The sequence below is a fragment of the Amycolatopsis ultiminotia genome, assembly GCF_039536925.1.
GTDB lineage: Bacteria > Actinomycetota > Actinomycetes > Mycobacteriales > Pseudonocardiaceae > Amycolatopsis > Amycolatopsis ultiminotia.
The window spans coordinates 242783-267356 of record NZ_BAAAZN010000011.1; the positions used below are offsets into that span (position 1 = coordinate 242783).

A 24574-nucleotide genomic window follows, 5' to 3' on the forward strand; every position below is an offset into this window, starting at 1 on the left:
AAACCGGCAGCGAACCGGGCTACATCACTTGCCAACAGCATGATGACCTGCGGTAATGTGACGAACCCGGGTTGTGACTGAGGGGAGACGGTCATGGGTACACGGCGCACCGGACTCATCCGCGCGCGCAAGGCGGTCGGCCTGACCCAAGAAGAACTCGCTGAGCTGCTCGGCGCCGGCGTAAAGAGCGTCCGAGCTTGGGAAACAGGACGCTCCGAGCCTCAGCCGTACCGCCGGGAGCACTACGCGACATACCTGCACATCACCCCGGCGGAGCTGGAAGCGCATCTGCGATGGGGTTCCACGGCCGGCTCGCCCCAGCCGTCAGCCCCTACCGAGCCCCGGATTCCGACCATCCCGGCTGTTACATCCGGCATCCTGCTTCCCGTTATCGTGGATGGACGACCTGTCGCGCTGCCCCTCGACAGCACAACCGTCGCAGCCAGCGCCCTGGGTCCGCTCGTATCCACCGTCAGCTCACAGCGCAGTGAGAGGGCAACCGCAGCGGTTCCGATCGCAGAATGGGACGCCATGAGCCCACTCAGTCGCCGCTCTCTGCTCAAGAACGGCATCCCCGCAGCCGCACTCTCCACGCTGGGGCTAGACAACGTCGAGCACATCACCCGAGCGATCGAGAATCCACGAAGGTATATGGATAAATCTGTCACAGAGTACTTCCGGCAGAACCTCGATAATTACAAATCCGACGACGGGGAACGTGGACCATCCAAGACATTTCCAATGGTGGTCGGTTTAATGGATCTGATTAAACGGATTTCTCCCGAAGTGAAGTCGGAAAACCAGCGAGATCTCCTTCAAATAGCAGCAGAAGGAGCCGAGTTTGCCGGGTGGCTCTGCCGCGACCGTCGAGAGATGGGCGAGTCCTTGTACTGGCACGACCGCGCTATGGAGTGGGCGCAGGCGGCAGGTGACTTCACCATGCAGGGCTACATCCTGTTCAAGAAGGCGCAATCCGCGTACGACGAACGCGATCCCCGACAAATGCTTACTCTCACCAAGGCAGTCCGCAACGGCCCCTGGGCACTGCCACAGCGACTGCAAGCTGAGGCCGTCCAGCAGGAAGCCCGAGCCGACGCGATGCTAGGCGCATCCGCCCACCAAATAAGCCGCAAGCTTGACCTTGCATGGCAGCTGCTGGATACGGCAGGCTCATCGGAGTCTTCGCTCGGCTCACACTTCAACGCGACGCTCTTGAATATGCAGACAGCGATCTGCTATGCCGAAGCGGGCGAGCCGCGACGATCGGTCGAGCTGTACGAGAGAACACTCAAGGAAACCCAGCTCTCCCGTCGGGATTACGGCTTCTTCCTGTCACTCATGGCCAACTCCTTGGCACTGTCAGGCGAGCCTGATCAGGCGGCGAAAATCGGAATGATTTCCGCCCAACGAGCGTCGGAAACCAACTCCCGCCGTACCAAGGACGAGCTTGTCCGTGTTGTCGAGGTACTCCGCCCGTGGCGGAACCGCCCGGCCGTCCAACAGCTGCGCGAGGCGGTGAGCGCCTGACGACAGGCGCTCACCTTCATGAGGTGATCAAGCGGCTCCGAACCATTCCTGAACCTCGCGGATGACCTGCCGTTGCCAGGCTTGGGTTTGCGGATCGGCGTACTTCGGGTCGTCGTGCACCGCCAAGCCGTGCTGCGCACCGTCCAGCAGGAGCAGCCGATGTTCGCACGTCAGTTCCCGGCTGGCAGCACGCGACGACTCGACGGAGATGAAGGTATCCGCGGTGCCATGCACGATGAACGTTGGTGCAGAGATCAGCGGCAAGCTCTGACGGGCCTCGAACCAGAACGCCTCGTTGAGCAAGGCGCGGCCCAGCCGGAAGCCCGGCCCATGGCCGAGGTAGCCAGGCTTCTTGAGATCAGCTGCACCTTCATCATCGATGTAGCCATCGTCCGACCACGTTGATTTCTCATCGACAAAGCGCTTCCGGTAGTCGATGAGGGGGTTGAACAAGACAAGGCGTTCGACGTCTTCCGGTCGCTTCGCTGCGTAGTATGCCGCAGCCCCACCAGAAAAGCTGGCTGCCACGAGAGACGTGCGAACGCCCGGTACAGCAGAGCGGAGATGTTCGAGACTACCGCGAATAACGTTGAGCAGCGACGACAACGAAAGATCTTCCTGACGACCCTCGCTGTCACCATGTCCCGGAAGGTCGACACGAAGTGACGCGACACCAACGTCCGCCAGTGCGGTGGCGAGCCTGGTGAAGAACCCGCCCTCCTCGCGAGTGACGCTCGCACCTTGAACCAGGAGGACGGCACGGCTGGGCGCCCGATCCGGCTCCGTCAACGTGCTGGCCAGGTTCAGACCGTCCGGCGTGCGAACCTTCGGGTAGCTGTCGCGCGGCATGAGTACTCCCGGAGTTGTCGGTTACACACAGTGTGACAGGTCGCCACCGACCGAAGACGGCAGGCGGGTCCGGCGCACCGAGGCGTCTCTATGGCTGCTACGTGAGCCAAGTGTCTTCATGCGCCGGGCGTTGACGGCCTGGTGGTGTTGCTGGAGCAGACGGAGCGGTTGGTGTGAGGTTCCCTCGGACCGGACATCCTGAGCTCGGGCAGTGGCCTGGGAACGATGTCCTGGTGTCTGCGCTCGAATGGGACGAAGACTAGCTCGCGGCACCCACACCGAGCACCGTGGGGAGGCTGCCGAACAACAACCGGACGCCTCGGCGTTGGTTCCGCTGTCGATTTGATCGAGCTCGCCGCAGTACTGAGATGTGTCGACATCGCCCAGGCGAATGCCTTCTCGTTCGGTGTCGATATACGGTTGAGCACCGCGGACCCAATGCCGTTGATCGTCGGTGTGCTGCTGGCTGGCCTATTGGACACGCTGGTCTTCCTTGGCGCGTTCATCCTGGTGATCGGCTCGGCGGTCGCGGGAGTTGTCGCGGTCCAAGAAGAACCTGAACACCACCGGAGACCTCGTGGACACTCTAGCGGTGGCGGAGTGGTTCGACCTGACCGACGAGCAATGGGTAGCGCTGGAGCGTTTGCTGCCTGAACCGTCGCGGCCGGGTCGGCCGTCATTGTGGAGCAAGCGGCAGTTGATCGACGGGATCCGGTGGCGGGTGCGCGCCGGTGCGCCGTGGCGGGACATGCCGGCGGGGTATGGGTCCTGGGCGGCTGCTTATGGGTTGTTCCGGCGGTGGCAACGCGCCGGTGGCTGGAAGCAGGTCTTGACCGCGTTGCAGGGGCTGGCCAAGACGGCTGGGCGCAGCACCTGGGATGTCAGCGTGGACTCCACGATCGCTCGGGTACACCACCATGCGGCAGGTGCGCGGAGAAGGGCGATCTTCAAGCCGAGCCGCCCGGCGGGATCACCACCGAGCCGGGCGGCTCGGCTTGGGGCGGTCGCGGGGCGGGCTGACCACGAAGCTGCGTCTGGGCTGCGAGCAGGGACAGAAGCCGTTGTCGATCGTGCCGACCGGGGGCAGCGTGGCGACAGCCCGCAGTTCATCCCCGTCCTGGCCGGGATCCGGGTGCCTCGCCCGGCCGGTGGCCGGGCACGGACTCGTCCTGACCGGGTGCTGAAGGCCAACCGGGCTCACCTGCGCGGGCGCGGTATCCGGGCGACTATTCCCCGCAAGGCCGACCAGGACGCTCACCGCAAGGCCAAGGGGTCGCAAGGCGGACGGCCACCAACCTTCGATCCCGAGATCTACAAACAGCGCCACGCGGTGGAATGCGGCATCAACCGACTCAAACGCTACCGCGCCGTGGCCACCCGCTACGACTGTGAGGATGTTCAGGTGCCGTCCGGTGCTCGGGTCTGGCCCGCGCTGCGACCGGCCTGTGGTGCCGTGAGTTTGATCTGTCGACTCGGGTTCCGGGCGGTGCTTGCTGCCGCCGGACCAGCGGGACGTGTCCCGATAGGGGCCTTGCCGCTACCAAGGCGCCAGCACAGTCCTGACTGTCCCTGCCGGCCCGGCGACGGCCGTCCGTTCCCGAGCCCTCAGGAGCCGAACAACCGTGCCCGGCATGTCCCACCCACCGGCGATCGGCCAAGGCGGCATCTCTCTCGAAGTGATTCTGGGTGTCGACACGCACAAGGACATCCACGTCGCCGCGTTCATCAGCAGTCACGGTGCCCTCCTTGGCAGCCGGAGTTTCCCCACCACCGCCGAGGGCTACCGCGGGCTGCTGGACTGGGCTACCGCACTGGGCCGGGTGCGGCAGGCTGGAGTGGAGGGCACCCATTCCTCTGGCGCCACTCTGACTCGTCACCTGCTCGGCGCCGGGATCGGTGTCATCGAGGTCAATCAGCCGGACAAGGCCCACCGCAGGCGCCGGGGCACGACCGGACACCATCGACGCCGAAGCAGCAGCCCGAGCGGTCCTGTCCGGCCGAGCTGCTGCCCACGCCAAGGTCGGCGACGGCCACGTCGAATGGATCCGCCTGTTCAAGCTGGCCAAAGCCTCCGCCACCAAATCACGGACGCAGGCGATCAACCAGCTCAAGGCCATCCATCCTCGTCGGCGCCGGACCCGCTCTGCGTGACTCGATGACCGGACTCAGCAACCCCAGACTCGTCCGCCGATGCGCCGACCTCGACCCAGGCCAGCCCGACACACCAGCGACAGCAGCCGCATACACCCTGCGACTGCTGGCTCGCCGGATCATCGAACTCACCCGCGAGGCCGACGACCTCAACCAGCAGATCACCAATGCCATCAACGCCCACACACCCGCACTGCGGCAGCGATACGGTGTCGGTCCCGACACCGCCGCAGCCCTGCTCCTGGCCGCCGGCGACAACCCGCACCGTCTCACCAGCGAAGCGTCTTTCGCGGCACTCTGCCGAGCCAGCTCCATCGAGATGTCCTCCGGCAAAACCCAACGACGCAGACTTAACCGAGGCGGCGACCGCCAAGCCAACTCCGCCCCCTACACAATCGTCATCGCGCGACTCCGCTGGGAACCGCGCGCCCGCGCCTACATCGACCGCCGCACCCGCGAAGGCAAGACCAGACGCTAAGCGATCTGCTGCCTAAAACGCTATGTCGCACGCGAACTCTACGGGCTCATCGCCCGGACACCCCAGCACACCAGCCAGCCAGCGATCACTTGACATCCAAGGGTGGCGGGACCGGCGGCAACGGCAGCCTGGGCCATCCGGCGGCAGCGTGATGGGAGCCATACCGATCCCACCCGCACAACTCGATCTTTCCGGACGACAGAGCGCACGTGAAGAAGGTAGGGCGTGATGGGGTCCCGGGCTTGCCTGCGGCCTTTCCGTCGTCGGTAGTCGACGGCGAGTGAATCTTGGAGATGCCTACAGGCGGTGTTTGTCGCTTGGGGCGGGTCATGCGGGTGCTGTTCCTACAGTCGGCTCGACAGGAGCGTGAAAGGGGCATCAGGCATGGCAAGTACGCAGCAGGATTTGCAGGGCAAGGTCGCGATCGTGACCGGCGCGAGCCGCGGGATCGGCGCGGACACGGCACGTCTGCTCGCGGCTCGTGGCGCATCCGTGGTGTGTGCCGCACGCACGCTATCCGCGGGCGGGCATCCGCTGGCCGGCTCGCTGGACGAGACCGTAGCCGACATCGTGAACGCGGGCGGCACGGCACATCCGGTTGCGGTGAACCTTGCCAAGGACGAGGACTGCGCCGAGCTGATCTCGGTGGCACGCGAGCGGTACGGCCCGGTCGACATTCTGGTCAACAACGCAGCGGTGGGGTTTTTCGGCCTGGTGGAGTCGATGCCGGCATCGCGGTGGCTGTTGTCGTGGCGGGTGATGTGTCACGCGACATTCGTGTTGAGCCAGCTGGCTTTGCAGGACATGCTGCCGAGGACGAGTGGCCGGATCGTCAACGTCACCTCGGAGTCGGCTATCGGTCCGGGGCGTGGTCCCTATGACGGGTCGGGCGATCCGATCGGGGATACCTGCTATGGAGCGCACAAGGTCTCGGTCGAGCGGTTCACCCAGGGCCTGGCGGAAGAGGTCTACGCCCGGGGCATCGGGGTGGCCGCGCTCGCGCCGTCACAGCTGGTGCCCACGCCGGGAGCGGTGCTCAACGAGCTGGTGCAGGGTGCTGAGGACCCGCGCGCCGAGCCTGCCGAGTACATGGCCAGGGCAGTCGAGATCCTGCTGACCGCTCCGTTGAAAGAGATCAGCGGTCGGGTCGTGTACAGCCAGCAGCTGCTCGCCGAGTATGGGCTGATCGACCACGGCCGCGGTTACGGCGTGGACGCCGAAATGCCGGTCAGTGGGTTCGCCACGCGCTGACCGGGTTTCTTGGAGACCTCAACAGGCTCGGTGCGGGCCATGAACTCCCGTTTTCCTGCTCGATCTGCCTGGATGAGTGCTGCGTCACGGCTTGGAGGTCCGGGCTGGCGAGCGATCATGACAGCAAGGGAGAAACCGTGTATTACATCGGCGTAGACATCGGTGGCACCTTCACCGACTGCGTGTTGGTCGATTCCGGGGGCAGGCACCTCACCGCGAAGGCGCTGTCCACCCGAGCGAATCCGGTGGACGGGGTCCGCGCGGCGTTGGGGCGGCTCGGCGAGCAGGTCGGCAGCGACCTGCCGACGATTCTGGCGAAGACGTCGCGGTTCAGCCATGGCACGACGATCGGCACCAACGCCGTGCTGGAGCGGCGCGGTGCCCGGGTCGGTCTGATCACGACAGCTGGACACGGCGACGCGCTGGCGATGATGCGGGGCCGGGGACGCGTCGCCGGACGCCCTGTCGAACAGGTTTTCGAGGTTCACGGCACATCGCTGCCGGAGCCGTTGATCATGCCGGGTGCGGTCCTGGAGCTGCACGAGCGGGTGGACAGAACCGGCGCGGTTGTGGCCGCACTCGACGCGGACCGTGCTCGGGAGAAGATTCGCGCGTTCGTACGGCGGCACGAGCTGGACGCGGTGGCGGTCACGCTGTTGTGGTCGTTCGTCAACCCCGCGCACGAGCGGCGGGTTGCCGAACTGGTGGCCGAGGTGGCGCCGGAGGTCTACGTCTCCTCGTCGGTGGACGTGTCGCCCCGTCTCGGCGAGTTCGAGCGCATGGTCGCGACCGTGATCAACGGCTACGTCGGCCCGGCCTGTAGCCAGTACCTTGGCACACTGGCTGATTCGCTTCGCCAGGAAGGGCTGGCCACGCCACTTCTGGTCATGCAGTCCAACGGCGGGGTGCTGCCGGCCGCTGCTGCGGCGGCGACCTCACTCGGCACGATCGACTCCGGTCCTTCCGGTGGGCTGACCGGGGTGTCATCACTGGCCAGGGCCTACGGCCACGACCGGGTGGTCGCGACCGACATGGGCGGGACCTCCTTCGATATCGGCCTCGTCGTGGACGGCCAGCCGGTGATGGCGGAGGAAAACATCGTCGATCAGTACACCTATCGGCTGCCCCACCTGGATGTGCGGACGGTGGCCTGCGGCGGGGGCACGCTGGCGCGGGACGACCGGGCGACCGGGTCGATCCGGGTCGGGCCGGAAAGCGCGGGTTCGGAGCCCGGTCCGGCTTGTTACGGGCGAGGCGGGACCGAGCCCACGGTGACCGACGCGGACGTGGTGCTCGGTCTGATCCGCCCGAAGGCGTTTCTGGACGGGCGGATGCCCTTGGACGCCGACGCCGCCCGCGCGGCGGTGGGCGCGCTGGCGGAGCGGCTGGGGCTGTCGGTGGAAGAGACCGCGGCGGGCGTTGTGAACGTCAACAACATGCGCGCGGCCACGCTGATCCGCCAGCAGACCATCGAACGCGGGCAGGATCCTCGTGACTTCGTGCTCTACGCCTACGGCGGCGCCGGGCCGGTGCACGCGTTCGGGTTCGCCGCCGAGATCGGGGTGCAGGACGTGATCGTGCCGCTCGGCGATGGGGCGTCGACCTTGTCCGCCTACGGCATTGCCTCGGGGGACGTCGTGCGCTACGTCGAGTACGAGACGGCGATCCTGGCTCCGTTCGCCGACGACGCTCTGGCCACGGCCGTCGACGACGCGGCTGACGCGGCGCGGAGGGCACTGGCGGAGGCCAAGGCAGACGGCGAGGTCACGGTCTCGGTGGTCGCGCTGATGCGTTTTCAAGAACAACTGGTCAACAGTATCGAGATCCCGGTCGCACTGCCGGTAGGACCGCGGACCGGCCCGCGGCTGCTGGAGGCGTTCCAGGCCGAGTACCAACGCCGCTACGGTGCGGGCGGTACCGGGTTGTTCGGCGCAGCCGAGGTATTCGCGTTGCGGGCCAAGGCAACCATCGCCTCGTCCGTCCCCACGGTGGGCGGGGCGTCCGCATCGGGGCCGGGTGCCGGGGCGGCGACGGACACGACCGAGGTGTTCTGGCCGACCCAGCACGAGTGGCTGCCCACCACGGTGTTCGACGGGCCCGCGTTCGCCGGGGCCGGCGAGGTCCGTGGTCCGGCGCTGGTCGAACTCGCCCATACAACCATCGCCGTACCACCGGAGGCAACCCTGTCCACCGGGCCGCGAGGGGAACTCCGGCTTCGTCTGTCCGCCGCGTCGACCGCGCCGAGCATGGAGGGAACACGATGACCGCCACCACCGAGATCGTCTGGGACGGCGTACAGCGAGGATACGTCCCCGGCGAAGAGCTCCATGTCGCCGAGGGCCTGTCGTTGCACGAGCGCGTGACCGACACCGTCGACCCGGTCACCTTTGAGGTGATCAGGTATTCGTTGCTGAACACCAATATCGAGCACGGGCGCACGCTGCAGCGTCTGTGTGTCTCGCCCATCACCATGCTCACGCGGGACTTCCAGCCTTCGATCACCCTGCAGAACGGTGACCTGGTGTTCCTGGGCCCGTACTTGCAGTACTTCTCCAACTGCCAGTCCCTGACGATCAAGTGGATCCTGGAGAACCGCAGCGAAAACCCCGGGATCGAGCGGGGCGACATGTTCCTGTCCAACGATCCTTACGTCGGTTCACCGCACCAACCCGACGCCGTGGTCGCCGCTCCGGTGTTCGTCGACGACGAGTTGTTCTGCTGGGTGGCCAACGTGCTCAACCACGCCGATGTCGGCGGCAACGACATGGGCAGCTTCTGCACCAGCGCCGAGGACATGTTCACCGACCCACCCGCGCTGCCTCCTGTCAAGATCGTCAGCCGGGGACGCGTGCAGGCCGACGTGGAGCAGCTGTTCCTGCGCCAGTCACGGCTGCCGAACAACGTGCATATGGATTTGCGGGCGGCGATCTCGGCGAACACGGTCGCGGTCGAGAAGATCACCTCGCTCATCGACCGTTACGGCGCCGACGCGGTCAAGACGGTCATGACGCGCGTGCTCGACGCCGGCGAGCAGACCTTCGCCGAGCGGCTGCGGCAGGTCCCCGACGGGGAGTGGTCGCACCGGATCTTCGCCGAGGGCAAAGGAACCGGGGACGACGGGGTCTACGCCTACCAGCTGACCGTGCGCAAGCAGGGCGAGCACCTGTATGTGGACAACGCCGGAACCGACCCTCAGGCCGGTTCGATCAACGCGACCTACGCCTCGTTCATCGGCGCGTTCCTGTGCTCGCTGACTGCGTCGATGACCGCGGACCTGGCCGGCGCCTACGGCGGCGTGTACCGGCGAGTGTCGTTCGACCCGGTGCCGGGGACGCTGTCCTGTGCCGACTTTCCGGCGGCGGTGAGCCCGGCCGGGGCCTACACCATCGAGACGATGATCAGTTTGTCCAGCGCGGTCATCGCGAAGATGCTGTCCTGTGCCTCCCCGGAGTTGCAGAAGCGGGCGATCGGGCCCGCCAATCCCGCCTTCTACGCGCTGATCACCGGTGGTGAGCAGGACGGGCGCCCGTTCATCGCGCCGAACGTGAACAACATGATCGGCGGGCTCAGCGCCACCCCGCACACCGATGGCGTCGACTTCGGCGGGCATTTCTGGATTCCCGAGGGGGAGGCCGGCAACGTCGAGGAACTGGAGTTGCTGTGGCCGATGCTGTTCCTGTACCGGCGGGCGATGCCGGTCCGCGCCGACGGCGCCGGTTGTTACCGGGGCGGGCGCGGCTTCGTCGAGGCGAGCATCCCCTGGTCGGTTCCGGGCCTGGCCGCCGCGCTGTACATTGATGAGTCCTTCCCGCGTCTGGTGGGCCCGTTCGGTGGCAACCCGGGCACGGTGGGCCGGTTCCGGCTCAAGCACGGCAGCGATGTCCTCGATCGCCTGGACCGGGGTGAGGTGCCCCAGGACTTCGACGTGCTCGACGGCGAGTCGGAGCCGGTGCAGGCCAAGGGACCGATGCTGATGGTCGGCGCCGCCGACGTGTGGGAATGGACCGGCGCCAACGGCGCGGGCTACGGGGATCCGCTCACCCGTGATCCGGCGGCGGTGTTGCGTGACGTGTTGGCCGGCGCCCTGGACGCGCCGACCGCGCGCCGCGTGTACGGCGTGGTGCTGACCTCCGGCGGGGGTGCCGTGGATGACGAAGCCACTCGGAAGGCGCGCGCGACGGCCACGGCCGAACGGCTGGCCGCGGCGACGCGGCCCAGCGGGGAAGTGCCGACCGTCGCCCCCGATACGGAGATCCGCCCGATCGGCGGTGAGCTCGGCGTTGTCGACCAGGACGGCAAGCCGGAGTTCTTCGCCTCGCTGACCGGACGGGCGCTGCTGGGGCTCGTGACCGGCAACTTCAAGGAGCACTGCGCGGTGCTGGAGCGCTTGACCGGCGAGGTCGGGCCCGAGTATGCCTCGTCGCCGGGCCGGGTCGGGGAGCGGATGCGCTACCGCGAGTACCTGTGCCCGATCACCGGGTTGCGCATCGACTCCGAGATCGTGCGCGAGGGCGACGAGGTGCTGCACGGCGTCCGGCTCGCGGTGGGCTCGTGACGGTGACGTGTCTCTCATGATCGATATTGGGCACATTCTGCGGGTGGCGACCGGGCCCACCGGTCGCCACCGCGGCGACGAAACCGCGCTGTCGCTGGAGAACGACGAATCCTGGAGCTGGGACCAGCTCGCCCAGCGGGTCAGCCGGCTGGCCAACGGCCTGCTCGACCTCGGTGTGGTCAAGGGCGACCGGATCGGGCTCCTGCTCTACAACGCACTGGACTACGCAGCGCTGTATCTCGCGATCACCCGCATCGGCGCCGTCGTGGTGCGCCTGAACTGGCGCCTGGCGCCCGAAGAACTCGACTACGCGATCAACGATTCCGGCTGCCGCATCGTATGCGTGCACGACTCCCTCGTGGAGCAGGTCGCCGCGATCCGCGGCCGGCTGTCGGCCGAGCGGATCGTCGTCGTCGACGACGTGGCCGGCGAGGCGGCAGGGGGCGTGGCGGGGCGAGGAGTGCAGCCTGGATGGGCGATGCGCCTGGACACCGTGCTCCAGGCGGAGGCAGGCGAACCGCCCTGTCCACCGCCGTCGCCGGAAGACCTCGCGATGATCATGTACACCTCGGGCACGACCGGGCGCCCGAAAGGCGCGATGTGGACCCACGCCAACACCATCACTGTGGCGGCCATGCAGGCGATGCAGTGGCAGTACTGTTCGGACACCGTCGCGATGACCACGGGCCCGATGTATCACGTCGCGGCCTGGGAGGACCTGGTCCTGCCCGCGCTGCTGCTCGGCGGGCGTGGCGTGGTCTCCCGCAGCGCGGGCTTCGATCTGGCGCGGGTGCTGCGGACCGCGGCCGCGCAGCGGGTGACCGACTTGTTCCTGTTCCCGGCGATGGTGGCCGAACTGCCCAGCGTGCCCGAGGCGCGTGAACTGGATCTGTCCTGCCTGCGACGCATCATCTGTGCCGGCACGACGGTCACACCCCGCATCGTCCGGGACTTCCGTGCCGTGCTGCCACATGTGGCGCTGGCCGTCGGCTACGGGCTCACCGAGGGCGGGGCCGTGGTGAGCGTGCTCAGCGACGCCGAAGCCGAAACCCACAGCGACACGGCAGGGCGGCCCTTCCCGCTCGTCGAGGTGCGGATCGCGGGCACGGACGGCATCGAATGCCCGCACGGTACTGACGGTGAGATCTGGGTGCGCAGCCCGGCGGTCTCGCCCGGCTACTGGCAACGCCCCGACGCCGACCGCGAGACCTTTGTGGACGGCTGGTGCCGTACCGGGGACCAAGGACGGATCACCGCAGGCGGGCTGGTCAAGATCACGGGCCGGTTCAAGGACATGATCCGCACCGGCGGGGAGAACGTGTACCCGGCCGAGGTCGAAAGCGTGCTCGCCGACCACCCGGCCGTCGCGGATATCGCGGTGATCGGCGTGCCCGATCCGGTGTACGACGAGGCGGTGTGTGCGGTCGTCGTGGCCCGTGACGACCTGCAAGCCGAGGAACTGGTCCGCTACTCCCGATCACGGCTCGCCGGCTACAAACGACCGCGGCACGTGTTCTTCACCGACCAGTTGCCACGCAATCCCTCCGGCAAGGTCCTCAAATACCAGCTGCGTGACCAGTACGGCCCGCTCGCCCGGCGCGATCGCTAGATGCTGAAGCGGCGTGCGGAGTTCACCGTCCGGTGAACTCCGCACGCCGCTTCTGCCTGAATGCGGCCAGGCCTTCGGTCAGGTCGTCCGAGGCCAGCAGGGTGGTCAGGGCTTCGTGCGTGCCATCGATGGCGTCGACGAGGGTCCGTTCGCGTCCGGCCGTGACTTCCGCCTTGACCGTGCGCACGGCGAGCGGGGCGTTGCGAGCGAGGGTGGTGGCCAGCCGCTGAGCGCGTTCGGGCAGGTCGTCGCGAGGGACGACCTCGCTGACCAATCCGATCTGCCGTGCCTCCGCGGCGTCGACGGCGCGGCCCGTCAGCAGCAGGTTCTTGGCGGGGCCTTCGCCGATCAGCCGCGGGAGTCGCTGTGTCCCGCCCGCGCCGGGAACGAGCCCGAGCCGGGTCTCCGGGAGCGCGAGCGTGGCGGTGTCGGCGGCGATCCGCAGGTCACAGGCCAGCGCCAGCTCCAACCCGCCGCCGAGCGCGTGTCCGTTGATCGCCGCGAGGGTCGGCACGCCGGTCAGGTCGATCCGGTTCATCAGGTCGACGAGCGAACGGTTGTACCCAGCATTGGCCGCCGGGGTGTTGCCTGCGATCTCGGTGAGGTCGGCGCCGGTGGCGAACACGTCGCCGACGCCGGTGAACACCACGCACCGGAGGCTGCTGTCCCGCTCGATGGCGTCCAGCGCCGATACCAGGTCGGGGATCGCCGACGGCGAGAGCGCCAGTCGCGTCTCGGTGGTGACGAGGCCGACGGTGGCGATGCTGCCGTGGTGCTTGACCGTGACGGTGGAGGGGCAGGGCACGGGTGCGGGCTCCTTGCTCACGCGGGTACGGCGTGTTCGTCGCGGGCTTCGGTCGGGGGCAGTTGCCCGCGCAGGCGGAGGATGAGCAGGGCCAGCTGACAGCTGACCTGGTCGTCCGCGCTGCCGGTCAGGTCGAGGCCGGTGAGGTCGTGAATGCGGCCGAGCCGGTAACGCACGGTGTTCTCGTGCACGGTCAGCGCGCGGGCGGTGTCGCGGACGTTGCGCGCGTGGCGCAGGAACACGTCGGCGGTGTGGATCAGCTCGCGGTCCCGAGGCTCGTCCGACAGCAGCCCGCCCAGCGTCCTGTGCACCTGCAGGTCCGCGCCGGTGCGGTCGATCGTGGGCAGCAGGACGCAGGCGAACCCCAGTTCGTCGGCGCTGAGGACCCGGGTCGAGTCAGGGCAGAGTTGGCGCAGGCAGTGCATGACCCGTTCGCTTTCGGTGTGGGCCCGCGCGATCGCGTCCGCCGTGCGAACCGGACTGGCCACTGCCGCGATCAGGTTGTCGTCCGCGTCGGCTGCCCGAAGCGCCGCCGTGGCCAGGGTGCGAACGCGCGCGGCCACGGCCGCCGGCGTGTCGGAGTCGAGGTCGACCAGCACGACGACGGACCCGTCTGCGGTGGGCGTGGTCAGCACCGGCGGGCCGTCGTGGACGGCGTCGAAGGCTTGGGCGATGTCGTGGGCCTCGAGCCGGATCGAAGACTCGTGTCGCTGCGTGACCAGGCAGAGCACGCGGTGCCGGTCGAGCGGGATCGAGTGCAGTGCGGCGCGGCGCCGGGTCGCAGTGTCCAGATTGCCCTCGATCAAAGCACGAGCCACCTGCTGGCGTCCCTCGGAGGTCGTGGCCGCGGAACCCGCCTCCACCCGGAGCTCGACCGCGATCGCGTGAGCCGCGCCCAGCAGTATCGCCTGGTCCTGGCTGGTGGCCTGCCGACCCTCGCAGACGAACGAGACGTGCCCCCACCGGCGCTCCTGCACACTGATCGGCGCGACCACCAACCCGCCGGAGTCCGTCGCGCCCGACGCGATCGGGACGTCGAGCACCTCGTCGTCGGACAACGACCGCAGTGCCGTGATCGTGGCCGGGTGAGCCAGGGCGCGCGCGATTCGTCCCTGGTCGCGGTGCGCGCCCGTGTGCGCGATCGGGCGATGAGCCCCGTCGGTGACCCAGCACTCGTGTCCGGCCGCGTCGGCGGCGGCTGTGGCGATCTCCTGCGGCGTCGTCCCTCGGCGGGACAGCCGCGCCAGGTCGTCGAGCACACTGTGCGCCTTCGTGGCTTCGTGGGCCCGGATCCGCAGATCCTGAATGGCGCCGTGCAGATCGTGGATGCGATGCAGACCGGGCAACAAACCTGCCACCAGGTCGGCGTAGAGGCAGACCCGGCGCGTATCGACCGGATCGAATCCCCGGTGGCTCCCGACCAGGTCCAGAAACAACAGGCCCTGGACCTCGCGGCGCAGCATCAGAGGCACGCCCAGCACTTCCTTGACCTGAAGGCTGACCATCGTCGAGCGGACCGGCCGCCCGTCACTGGCCGCGTCGCGCACCAGCACCGGCCGCCCGGTGGCCACGATCTCCTGTGACATCAGATCGGGCGCCACCCCGCACAACATGCGATGCACGATGCTGCGGTCCCCGGGAGTTTCCGCGGCGACACCGTGAAAGAGCCGCGAGTGCGACCCACGCAGAAACACCGAGCAGCGATCCACCCCGAACAGTTCGCACGCGTTGGCCACCGCGGCCCGCAGGGCACGCTCGATGCCGGGTTGCCGCGCCGCGACACTCGCCACGTCATGGAACGCCTCGACGAGCGATGCATTCCCTCCGTCATCCGGGATCTCGGGCGAGACCAGTCCCGTGGGCATTGCGAGCTCGGGCGACGCTACAGGCGTGACAACCACCGCACACCTCCGTTGGCATGGGTATCGGATCGGGCTGCAGAAACGATATGGTTGACCGCCCGTTCAGTCAACCAGTGAGGTGTACCACATGAGCTCGGTGGTCGTGGACGAGCGGCCGCTCCCGCTGCGTGCGCGTATCCAGCAGGTGTTCACGGCGTTCGTCGCCGAACACGGCTTCCGCGGCACGGCGCTCGGCGACGTCGCGGAGCGTCTTGGCATCAGCAAGGGCACGATCCTGCATCACTTCAAGTCGAAGGAAGCGCTGCTCGCACGGGTCGGCGAGGACTACATCGATCGGCGTGAGCGGGAGCTGCGGCAGATCCTGCGCCGTGTCCAGGATCCGCGCGAGCGGCTGATCGCGTTCATCCTCTCGATCACCCTCTGCCATCGGGACGATCTCGATGCCACCCGGGTGTTCGGGCGAGAGTTCGCCCGGTACGCGGATTCACCTCATCTCAACCGGGTGCGTGAGCGGCGCCGCGGATACACGCACACCGTGGAAGAAGTGATCGTCGCAGCGATGGACGCAGGAGTGCTGTGCCGCGACGAGCCGAGCGTCGTGGCGTTGCAGATCTTCGGGATGTGCAACTGGACGTGGGCGTGGTACCAGCCCGAGGGACCTCTGACGATCGAACAGATCGCGGACCGCTATGTGCGCACGCTGCTACGCGGTCTGGGCACCGCCGAAGCCATTGCGGCCGAGGAATCCGTGGCGCGATCAGCGTGGCTGCGCGCACTGGTGGCGGAATCCGCCGCGCTGGCATGGCAGGGCCAGGCCGTGCGCGAAGGCTGAACCGTGCGCGAGTATCCGGACGAATGGTCTTGGAGAAGCCGCTAATCCGGTCGGACGCGGTGGTTGGAGGCCTCGGGAGCGTGTGGTTAAGGCGGCCACGTCCGGCGTCGGGCGCCCAGCAGCCGGAACGTGGCCACCGGAGCCCGTCACGGCTGCGGCAAAGCCGGTGGCGGCCGGGCGACCGCGCCGCCGGAGCCTAGGAATCCTCACCAATCGCCGGTCGTGTTCTCGCTGGAGTGCATCGGGCCTCGCAGGGTTGGCTGATCGTGCTGCCAATTAGCCCCGAGGTGAGGACACGATGACTGCGGTGGACAGTGATGAGCATCGGCTGATGCGGGAAACGGTGCGCAAGTTCGCCACCGACGACGTGGCGCCGAATGCCGCGGAGATCGACCGGCAGGAGCGCTTTCCCCGTGAGTCGTGGGAGCGCGCCGCCGAGCTGGGACTGCTCGGTATCCGCGCGCCGGAGCAGTTCGGCGGTTCCGGGCTAGGCCTGGCCGAAACCTGCATCGTGGCCGAGGAACTGGCCGCGGTGTGCATGGCGACCTCGGTGACGGTCCTGCATCAGAGCAACCTGGTGGTGGACCGCATCGTCGACCACGGCACCGTCGAGCAGCAGGCCAAGTTCCTACCGGGGCTGTGCGACGGATCGGTCATCGGCTGCCTGGCCATTACCGAACCGGAGGCCGGCTCGGATGCGATGAGCATGCGCACTCGAGCCAGTCGCGTCGACGGTGGCTGGGTGCTCAACGGCACCAAGACCTTCATCACCAACGGGCCCGTGGCAGACCTCGCGCTGGTGTATGCCAAGACCGGCCCCGCAGACGGACGTGAGATCAGTCTGTTCGCCGTGGACACCACCAGCCCGGGCTTCCAGCGAGGACGCAAGCTGGAAAAGCTGGGCTGGCGCGGATCACCGACCGGTGAGCTGATCCTGACCGACTGTTTCGTGGCCGACGACGCTGTGCTCGGCGAGGTCGGCCTGGGTGTTCAGGTACTGCGCGGCGGGCTGGCCAGCGAGCGGGTGGTGATGGGTGCCCAGGGCGTGGGACTGGCCGCGGGGGCGTTGCGGGAGGCTGCGCGCTACGCCACCGAGCGCCATCAGTTCGGCCGCCGGATCGGGGACTTCCAGCTCATCCAGGCGAAACTGGCCGACATCTACGTGGGTGTCGAGCTGGGCCGTGCGCTGGTGGCGAGGACCTCGTCCGCGATCGACGCCGGCGACACCCGCGAGATGACCATCCAGGCGTCGGCGTGCAAACTGCACGGCTCCGAGCTGGCGATGAACGCCACGATCGAAGCCCTCCAGATCTTCGGTGGCTACGGCTACACCACCGAGTTCCCGATCGAGAGGTACCTGCGCGACGCCAAGATCATGCAGATCGGCGGCGGGACCTCGGAGATCCAACGGGTGATCATCGGTAAGGAGCTCCTGCGATGACCACGACCACGACCACGTCATCCCGCCCCGTTCCGGACATGGTGGCGACCTATCGGCTGATGGCGCTGGCCCGGGCGTTCGAGGAACAGCTGGGGGCCATCTTCGCCGAGGGCAAACTCGGTGGGTGGTTCCACTCCTGCATCGGCCACGAGGCGACCGGCGCGGCGGCTGCGGCGCTGCTGCGCGAAACCGACCACCTCGTGCCGTATCACCGGTCGAGGGTCTCGATCCTGGGCAAGGGGATGCCCGTGTCGGCGCTCGCCCTGGAGATCATGGGGCGGGCCACCGCGCCCAGCCGGGGCCGCGCCGGTGAGGCGCACATCAACTACGCCCCGGCGCGGATCTACGGCACCACCGGTGTACTGGGTGCCAACATTCCCATCGCGGCCGGCGTGGCCTACGGCGCGCAGCTGCGCGGTCTCGACGAGGTCGTGGTGTGCGGGTTCGGGGAGGGCACCACCAACCGCGGGGCGTTCCACGAGGCGCTGAACATGGCCGCGATCTGGGATCTTCCCGTGGTCTATATCTGCGAGAACAACCTCTACGCGGAATTCTCCCCGTCGCACGAGCAGATGCGCGGTGCCGACGTCGCCGACCGCGCCGCTGGGTACGGCATACCAGGGGTGGTCGTGGACGGAAACGACCCCGATGCCGTGTACGCGACGCTGTCCGAGGCGATCGGGCGAGCCCGCGGCGGGGGCGGTCCGACCCTGGTGGAAGCGAAGACCTACCGGCTGCAGGGGCACTACGAAGGTGACCCGCAGTCCTACCGGGACAAGGCCGAAGTCGCCGAATGGGCGCAACGTGATCCGGTCCCGGCCTACCGGCGCCGGCTCTCCGAGCGGTCGGTGCCCGAGGACGAGCTGACTCGGATCGACACCGATGTCGCCGACGAGGTCCGCGCCGCCTTGTCCGCGGCGCTGGCAGCTCCCGCTGCAGGACGCGAGGAGATCTTCGGTGAGGTCTACGCGGAAAGGACGACAGCGTGACCGCGACGAATCAGCGGCAGGGCACGAACCAGCAGCAGGAACAGACGCTGTCGATGCGGTGGTCGATCACGCATGCGCTCGACGAGGAACTGGCCCGCGACGACCGGGTCTGCCTGATCGGCCAGGACATCGGTCGTCCTGGCGGCACCTTCGGACTGACCCGCGGCCTGCTCGACAAGTACGGCGCCGCACGTGTGCGGGACGCGCCGATCAGCGAGGAGGGTCTCGCCGATCTCACGCTGGGGGCGGCCATCGCAGGCTGCCGCCCCGTCCTGGAGATCATGTTCATGGACTTCCTGGCACTGACCATGGACGCGCTGGTCAACCAGGCCGCGAAAACCCACTACCTGTCCGACGGCGCGATCCCGGTCCCGATGGTGGTACGAACCCTGGCAGGCGCAGGCTTCCGCGTCGGATCACACCACTCGCAAAGCCTGGAATCGTGGTTCACGCATGTGCCGGGCCTCAAGGTCGTCTACCCGTCCACACCCAGCGACACCAAAGGGCTGTTGAAGGCCGCGATCCGCGACGACAACCCGGTGCTGTTCTGCGAGCACAAGGCGCTGCTGTCGAGCAAGGGCCCCGTGCCGGGAGGCGACCACGTCGTCCCGCTCGGCCAGGCCGAGGTCAAACGGACCGGTACCGCAGTGACGGTGGTGACCTACGGGCGCACGGTCCCCGTCGTGCTGGCGGCCGCCGAGCAACTGGCAGGCGAAGGGATCGAGGTCGAAGTGGTCGATCCGCGGACTCTGCTTCCCTTGGACACCGACACGATCCTGGAATCGGTGGCGAAGACCTCCCGGTTGGCGATCGTGCACGAAGCGCCCGGCCCGAGCGGCTTCGGTGCCGAGATCGCGGCCCGCGTAGCCGACGAGGGTCTGTACTACCTCGACGCGCCCATCAAGCGCATCACCGGCGCGTTCTACCCGGTCCCGGTCGGCGAGGCCGAAGACCTGCTCTTCCCCGACGCCGCACGCATCGCCGGCGAGCTGCGCGAGCTGGTGAGGTGACCTATGAGTGCCAATATCACGCTTCCCCAGCTCGGGGTCGAGATGACCTCCGCGCGGCTGACCGAATGGGCGTTCGAGGACGGAGCGCCGGTGAGCACCGGTGATGTGGTCGCCATCGTCGAGACCGACAAGGTGACCTACGAGATCGAAGCACCCGACGACGGGGTGCTGCACACCGAAGCCGTTGTGGGCGAGGAGTACCAGGTCGGCGACCGGCTCGCCGTCATCACCGGCGTCGACGAGTCGTACCAGCCGCATGCCCCCGATAACAGTGGCCCCAGTACTGACCTCGGCACTGGTCGCGCCTCGGCCTCAGCGGCTCCCGGCGCGACCTTGGCACCGTCGACAGCCCCGCCACCAGCGGAGGCCGAAGAGCTCGCAAACGGCACGCTGCTGGCCACACCGCTGGCCCGGAGAGTGGCCACCGACCAGGGTGTCGACCTGCGGAGCGTGACCGGCAGTGGGCCCCGCGGGGCCATCCGTCGCCGCGACGTGGAGGCGGCAAGCGCCCGCGCGACCGCCACCACGCCACTGCCAAGTGCGCCGACCACCGAGGGTGTGCCGTTCAGCCCGATGCGCCGCACCATCGCCGGGCGAATGCAGGAAAGCCTGCAGACGACCGCGCAGATGACCGACGTGCGCGAGGTCGATGTCACCGCGTTGACCGAGCTGCGCCGCCGTCTGGCGGCCAGGTCGGATGGGCTGGGGCTCACGGTGTCGTTCACCGACCTGTTCCTCAAGGCGACCGCGATGGCGCTGCGCGCGCATCCCGAGCTGAACGCGACTGTGCACGGCGACCGCGTTGTCCAGCACGACCGCGTCCACCTCGGCCTGGCCGTGTCACTGTCGGAAGGCCTGGTCGTCCCGGTGCTGCGCGATGCCGACCAGCTAACGCTGCGCGCGATCCACCAGCGCAGCGGCGCACTGGCCACTGCTGCCCGGCAGCGCACCGTGACCTCTGAGGATCTCGACGGCGGAACGTTCACCGTGACCAACATCGGGTCCTACGGCTCGCACTTCGGGACGCCGGTGCTCAACCTTCCGCAAGTGGCGATCCTCGCTACCGGGGCCATCCTGGACCGGCCGGTCGTGCGCGAGGGCGCGGTCGTTCCCGGCAAATTGGTCCACCTGAGTCTCACCGTGGACCACCGCGTCATCGACGGCGAAACCGCGGGACGGTTCCACACCACGCTCGCCGGGCTGCTGGCCGAGCCGGACACGCTCCTGGTCGGATGAAGGGAACAGACATGAAAGCCGCCGTCTACCAACGCCCCGGCCTCATCGAGGTCAAGGACGTACCAACCCCGCGACCGGGCCCACGGGACGTGCTGCTGCGCGTACGCACGGTCGGCATCTGCGGATCCGACCTGCACGTCTACCGCAAAGGTCACTACGGCGCACAACCCGGTTGGATCATGGGCCACGAATTCTGCGGCGAAGCCGTGCACATCGGTGACGAGGTGACCGACGCGACCGTGGGCGGGCGCTACACCGGGTTTTCGGTGCAATTCTGCGGCGAATGCTTCTGGTGCCGGCGAGGCCAGCAACGCCTGTGCCCGGAGTTGTTCCAGCACTACACCGGCTACGGCGCACCCGGCGCGATGGCCGAATACGTGCTGATCCGCGACGCCGCACCCGCCCGGAACCTCTTCGCGATCCCGGACTCGCTGAACGACGAGGCGGCCGCGGTCGCCGAACCACTCGGCACCGCCGCCTACGCCGTCCGGCGCGCCAAACCCGCCGATGGCGACACCATCGTGGTGATCGGCGCCGGCATGATCGGCAACCTGCTCGTCCAAGCCATCAAGGCCACCGTGAACGCCACCGTGATCGTCACGGAAGTCTCGCCCCAGCGCGCCGAACTCGCCCTCCGCCTCGGCGCCGACCAGGTCATCGACGCGCGCCGGCCGGACGTCGTCGACGCCGTCCGCAACGCCACCGGGCGAGGGCGCTACGCCTTCGGTGAGGGCGGCATGGCCGACATCGTGTTCAACGCGGCCGCCGCGCCACCCACCTTCGCGCAAAGCCTGGACTTCGTGCGGAGCAAGGGAACCGTCGTCCTGGTCGGCCTTGCCGAGGAACCGGCCACGGCGGACGTCTCGCTGATCGCCTACAAGGACATCCGACTTCTCGGTGTCATGGGCTCCGCGATCAGCGACGGTGTCGACCTCCTCCGGAAAGGAAACGTCCGGGTCGATCCGCTGATCACCCATCGGCTCCCCCTGACCGACGCCGACGCGGCGTTTCGGCACGCTGCCGACCCGGCCTCGATCAAGGTGGTGATGAGCCCGTGACCAGCACGACGGAAGGAGCTTCCGCGATGAGCCAGCAGTGGTTCGACCCCGGCGAACTCGCGCAGATGTCGCGGCCGACAATGGATCGCGCGATCGAAGCCATCGACCGCGGCGACCTCGAAGAGGCGCGCGCGTTGTGTTCGGAGATGCGCCACGAGTGGCGTTTCCTGCATGACCTGATGGCGGAACAACTCCTCGGCCTGGTGACCTTCATCCAGGAACGGTTCGGCGAGGAGTACGTCGCCGACGCCTGGACGCTGAGCATGGAACGCGGCTGGCGCAAGGACGTCGCCAAGATCCAGCAGGCCGACCGACGCGAGATCGTCAAGTCACTGGCGGCCACCTGGCGGGCGCACAGCACCAGCGGCGTCGGCTCCCATCCCGGTGCCTTCACCATCACCGAGGACGAGGAAAAGTTCACCTTCACCATGAACCCGTGCGGCAGCGGGCAGCGCCTGTGGCGACGCGGTCGGTACCAGGGCCCGAACGCCTTCGGCGTCACCCGGCAGGCCCACGACTGGTCCTACGGGCGCGAAGGCTTTCCCTTGTACTGCACGCATTGCACGTTCATGAACGAGTCGCTGCCCATCCGCTGGTACGGCGCCCCGCTGTACCCCTCCGACCCGCCCGACGACTTCGACCACGACCCCTGCGTGTGGTACTGGTACAAAAACCCCGACGACATCCCCGAACGGCACTGGACCCGCTACGGCGCGGACAAACCGGACACTGTGACCCCGGCCCACAGGAGTACCGGTGAGTGAACGGTTCGATCTCGCCGTCATCGGCTCCGGCCCCGGCGGTTACGTCGCCGCCATCCGCGGCGCCCAGCTCGGACTGCGCACCGTCGTCGTCGAACGCGACGCTCTCGGCGGGCGCTGCCTCAACTACGCCTGCATCCCGGCCAAAGCCGTGCTCCGGGCCGCCGACGCCGTCGACGCCATCCGTGGCGCGGCGAGGTTCGGTGTGCACGCGGACAATCCCCGTGTCGAGTTCACCGGTGTGCGCGCCTGGCGCGACGACGTCGTGAGCACACTGACCGGCGGCGTACGGGGTCTGTTGCGCAAGAACGGGATCGAGGTCCGACACGGCCACGGGCGCCTCACCGGCAACGGCGGTCTTCTCGTCGACGACCACCAGCTGACGGCCCGAGCCATCGTGCTGGCCACGGGATCGGTCGCGACCACCGTCGCGGGAATCGAGTTCGGCAGACGCGTCATCGGCACCGAGCAGGCCTGGGCGCTCGACGAGCTGCCGGGCCGTATCGCGGTGCTCGGCGCGGGCGCCTCCGGAGTCGAGATCGCTTCGGCTTACGCACGCTTGAGCAGCGAGGTCCTGCTGATCGAAGCCACCGATCGCATCCTGCCTGCCGAAGACGCCGACATCTCCGCTCTCGTCGACAGGAAGCTGCGGGATCAGGGCATCACCATCCACACCGCGGCCACCGTCGCGGAGCCAAGCCAGGACAACCACAGCGTGTCGTTCACTGTGGACAGTCACACCGAGCGGGTCGACTGGCTGGTCGTGGCCGCCGGGCGCGGGCCGGACACCGAGGGACTCGATCTCGCCGCGGGACAAGTGGAACTCGACGAGCACAGGCTGATCGCGGTCGACGCTCACCTGCGGACCACAGCCGAGGGCGTCTGGGCCATCGGCGACCTCGTCCGCGGCCCGGCACTGGCGCACAAGGCCTCGGAGGAAGGCATCCTCGCCGTCGAAGACGCCGCAGGCAGGAGCCCGGAACCGCTGAACCACCGCCTCATCCCGCGGGCCACCTTCGGCGCGCCACCGGTCGCCAGTGTCGGACTCACCGAGGCCCAGGCCCGCGACCAGGGCTACGACGTGCGGGTCGGCACCGCGCGCTACGGCAGCGTCGGCGCCGGAACGGTCCTCGGCGACCGGGACGGACTGGTGAAACTCGTCGGCGAGGCCCGCTACGGCGAACTGCTCGGCGCCCACATCGTGGGTGCCAAAGCCACCGAGCTGATCCAGGAACTGGTGGCCACGCAAGCGCTCGAAGGCGGACTACCGGAACTCGCCACGACCATCCACGGCCACCCGACCCTGTCCGAAGCCATCCAGGAAGCCGCACGTGACGCACAAGGATGGATGGTGCACCGATGACCCCCACCACGACCACTTCCGACTGGCACACCACCCCCGAAACCGGAAGCCGCGTCCTGGTGACCGGCGCCGCAGGAGGTCTCGGACGCGCACTGCTCACCGCCCTGCACGACCTCGGCTGCCGGACGGTCGGCATCGACCGCCCCGGCGTCACCGACGAGACACTCCCGGTCGAACGGCTGCTGGGCGCCGACCTCTCCGACCCCGACGCAGCCGCCGAGGTCGTTACCGAAGCCTCAGCGGTGCTGGAAGGACTCGACGCGGTCGTCGGTGCCGCCGGCATCGTCGACACCATCCACCGCGCCGCGAGTTTCCCGCCCGACGCCTTCCACCGCGACGTCGAAGCGAACCTCCTCGCCCAGTTCTACGTCCTCCAGGCGGCCTACCCCTCGCTGGCCGACGCCACAACATCCAGCATCGTGCTGTTCTCCTCGATCGCCGCCCAAGACGGCCTACCCGGACAGGCCTCCTACGCTGCCGCCAAAGCCGGCGTTCTCGGGCTGACCCGATCCCTGGCCGCGGAATGGGCCAGCGACGGCATTCGCATCAACGCGGTCGTTCCCGGACTGGTCGCCACACCCAAAGTTCTCGCGATGCCCGAGACGGCACGGCAGCGCCTCCTGCGCAACGTGCCCCTAGGCCGCGTCGCCCACCTGGGAGAGGTCGTCGGCGCGGTGCTCTACCTGCTCTCACCCGCCGCCGGATACACCACCGGCCAGGCACTACGCCTCGACGGCGGACAAAGCCTCAACAACAACGGGCTGTTCCGATAACGCGCACACCCACACCCACACCCA

At 68.2% G+C, this 24574-nt stretch carries 19 protein-coding genes and 1 pseudogene; 17 read left to right on the forward strand and 3 right to left on the reverse strand.

The genetic code is table 11. The features are described 5' to 3' along the window. Positions 1 to 93: 93 nt before the first annotated feature. Positions 94 to 1527 carry a helix-turn-helix domain-containing protein gene (locus ABD793_RS25210; RefSeq protein WP_344864152.1) on the forward strand — a complete coding sequence of 478 codons (1434 nt, stop codon included), beginning with the start codon at positions 94 to 96 and terminating at the stop codon, positions 1525 to 1527. Between the two features lie 27 nt (positions 1528 to 1554). Here ABD793_RS25210 and ABD793_RS25215 read toward each other — a convergent pair whose 3' ends face one another. Further along, positions 1555 to 2376, reverse strand: coding sequence for an alpha/beta hydrolase (locus ABD793_RS25215; RefSeq protein WP_344864154.1), 822 nt, complete (start codon positions 2374 to 2376; stop codon positions 1555 to 1557). Positions 2377 to 2968: 592 nt separating this feature from the next. On the opposite strand from ABD793_RS25215, the pseudogene ABD793_RS42795 reads away from it, so the two are divergent. The 7 genes and pseudogenes from ABD793_RS42795 to ABD793_RS25245 all read left to right on the forward strand — a co-directional run. After that, positions 2969 to 3757: pseudogene (locus ABD793_RS42795) on the forward strand (IS5 family transposase); the annotation flags it as partial. A 250-nt stretch (positions 3758 to 4007) separates the two neighbouring features. Further along, on the forward strand, positions 4008 to 4535 hold the full coding sequence (locus ABD793_RS42800) for an IS110 family transposase (protein ID WP_425548765.1): 528 nt from the start codon (positions 4008 to 4010) through the stop codon (positions 4533 to 4535). Next, positions 4532 to 5005, forward strand: coding sequence for a transposase (locus ABD793_RS25225; protein WP_344864267.1), 474 nt, complete (start codon positions 4532 to 4534; stop codon positions 5003 to 5005). The genes ABD793_RS42800 and ABD793_RS25225 overlap by 4 nt, the downstream gene beginning before the upstream one ends. Positions 5006 to 5389: 384 nt before the next feature. Next, a complete protein-coding gene (locus ABD793_RS25230) occupies positions 5390 to 6256 on the forward strand; it encodes an SDR family NAD(P)-dependent oxidoreductase (RefSeq protein ID WP_344864156.1) in 867 nt (288 codons plus the stop codon). Between the two features lie 137 nt (positions 6257 to 6393). After that, complete coding sequence (locus ABD793_RS25235) at positions 6394 to 8520, forward strand: hydantoinase/oxoprolinase family protein (RefSeq protein ID WP_344864158.1); 2127 nt, start codon at positions 6394 to 6396, stop codon at positions 8518 to 8520. Next, positions 8517 to 10811: a hydantoinase B/oxoprolinase family protein gene (locus tag ABD793_RS25240; protein ID WP_344864160.1), complete on the forward strand. Its 2295-nt coding sequence runs from the start codon at positions 8517 to 8519 to the stop codon at positions 10809 to 10811. The genes ABD793_RS25235 and ABD793_RS25240 overlap by 4 nt, the downstream gene beginning before the upstream one ends. A 16-nt stretch (positions 10812 to 10827) precedes the next feature. Further along, the gene (locus tag ABD793_RS25245; RefSeq protein ID WP_344864161.1) at positions 10828 to 12420 is read left to right on the forward strand and encodes a class I adenylate-forming enzyme family protein; all 1593 of its coding nucleotides are present in this window, start codon (positions 10828 to 10830) and stop codon (positions 12418 to 12420) included. Positions 12421 to 12442: 22 nt separating this feature from the next. Here ABD793_RS25245 and ABD793_RS25250 read toward each other — a convergent pair whose 3' ends face one another. Beyond that, complete coding sequence (locus tag ABD793_RS25250) at positions 12443 to 13225, reverse strand: enoyl-CoA hydratase/isomerase family protein (protein ID WP_344864163.1); 783 nt, start codon at positions 13223 to 13225, stop codon at positions 12443 to 12445. Positions 13226 to 13242: 17 nt separating this feature from the next. After that, positions 13243 to 15090: a helix-turn-helix domain-containing protein gene (locus ABD793_RS25255; RefSeq protein WP_344864165.1), complete on the reverse strand. Its 1848-nt coding sequence runs from the start codon at positions 15088 to 15090 to the stop codon at positions 13243 to 13245. A 124-nt stretch (positions 15091 to 15214) separates the two neighbouring features. On the opposite strand from ABD793_RS25255, the gene ABD793_RS25260 reads away from it, so the two are divergent. The 9 genes from ABD793_RS25260 to ABD793_RS25300 all read left to right on the forward strand — a co-directional run bounded on the left by ABD793_RS25260 (position 15215) and on the right by ABD793_RS25300 (position 24550). Next, a complete protein-coding gene (locus ABD793_RS25260; RefSeq protein ID WP_344864167.1) occupies positions 15215 to 15919 on the forward strand; it encodes a TetR/AcrR family transcriptional regulator in 705 nt (234 codons plus the stop codon). A 298-nt stretch (positions 15920 to 16217) separates the two neighbouring features. Then, positions 16218 to 17360 (forward strand): acyl-CoA dehydrogenase family protein, encoded by a 1143-nt coding sequence (locus tag ABD793_RS25265; protein ID WP_344864170.1) that lies wholly within the window; start codon positions 16218 to 16220, stop codon positions 17358 to 17360. Beyond that, on the forward strand, positions 17357 to 18349 hold the full coding sequence (locus ABD793_RS25270; protein WP_344864173.1) for a thiamine pyrophosphate-dependent dehydrogenase E1 component subunit alpha: 993 nt from the start codon (positions 17357 to 17359) through the stop codon (positions 18347 to 18349). Before ABD793_RS25265 ends, ABD793_RS25270 begins: the two co-directional genes overlap by 4 nt. Next, a complete protein-coding gene (locus ABD793_RS25275) occupies positions 18346 to 19359 on the forward strand; it encodes an alpha-ketoacid dehydrogenase subunit beta (protein ID WP_344864175.1) in 1014 nt (337 codons plus the stop codon). The genes ABD793_RS25270 and ABD793_RS25275 overlap by 4 nt, the downstream gene beginning before the upstream one ends. 3 nt (positions 19360 to 19362) lie before the next feature. Continuing rightward, positions 19363 to 20595: a dihydrolipoamide acetyltransferase family protein gene (locus ABD793_RS25280; protein ID WP_344864177.1), complete on the forward strand. Its 1233-nt coding sequence runs from the start codon at positions 19363 to 19365 to the stop codon at positions 20593 to 20595. Positions 20596 to 20606: 11 nt separating this feature from the next. After that, the gene (locus ABD793_RS25285) at positions 20607 to 21653 is read left to right on the forward strand and encodes a zinc-dependent alcohol dehydrogenase (protein ID WP_344864181.1); all 1047 of its coding nucleotides are present in this window, start codon (positions 20607 to 20609) and stop codon (positions 21651 to 21653) included. 26 nt (positions 21654 to 21679) lie between these two features. Beyond that, on the forward strand, positions 21680 to 22417 hold the full coding sequence (locus ABD793_RS25290; protein WP_344864183.1) for a hypothetical protein: 738 nt from the start codon (positions 21680 to 21682) through the stop codon (positions 22415 to 22417). Beyond that, a complete protein-coding gene (gene lpdA / locus ABD793_RS25295; RefSeq protein ID WP_344864185.1) occupies positions 22410 to 23777 on the forward strand; it encodes a dihydrolipoyl dehydrogenase in 1368 nt (455 codons plus the stop codon). The genes ABD793_RS25290 and lpdA overlap by 8 nt, the downstream gene beginning before the upstream one ends. Then, the gene (locus ABD793_RS25300; RefSeq protein ID WP_344864187.1) at positions 23774 to 24550 is read left to right on the forward strand and encodes an SDR family NAD(P)-dependent oxidoreductase; all 777 of its coding nucleotides are present in this window, start codon (positions 23774 to 23776) and stop codon (positions 24548 to 24550) included. The genes lpdA and ABD793_RS25300 overlap by 4 nt, the downstream gene beginning before the upstream one ends. The last annotated feature ends 24 nt before the right edge of the window (positions 24551 to 24574 follow it).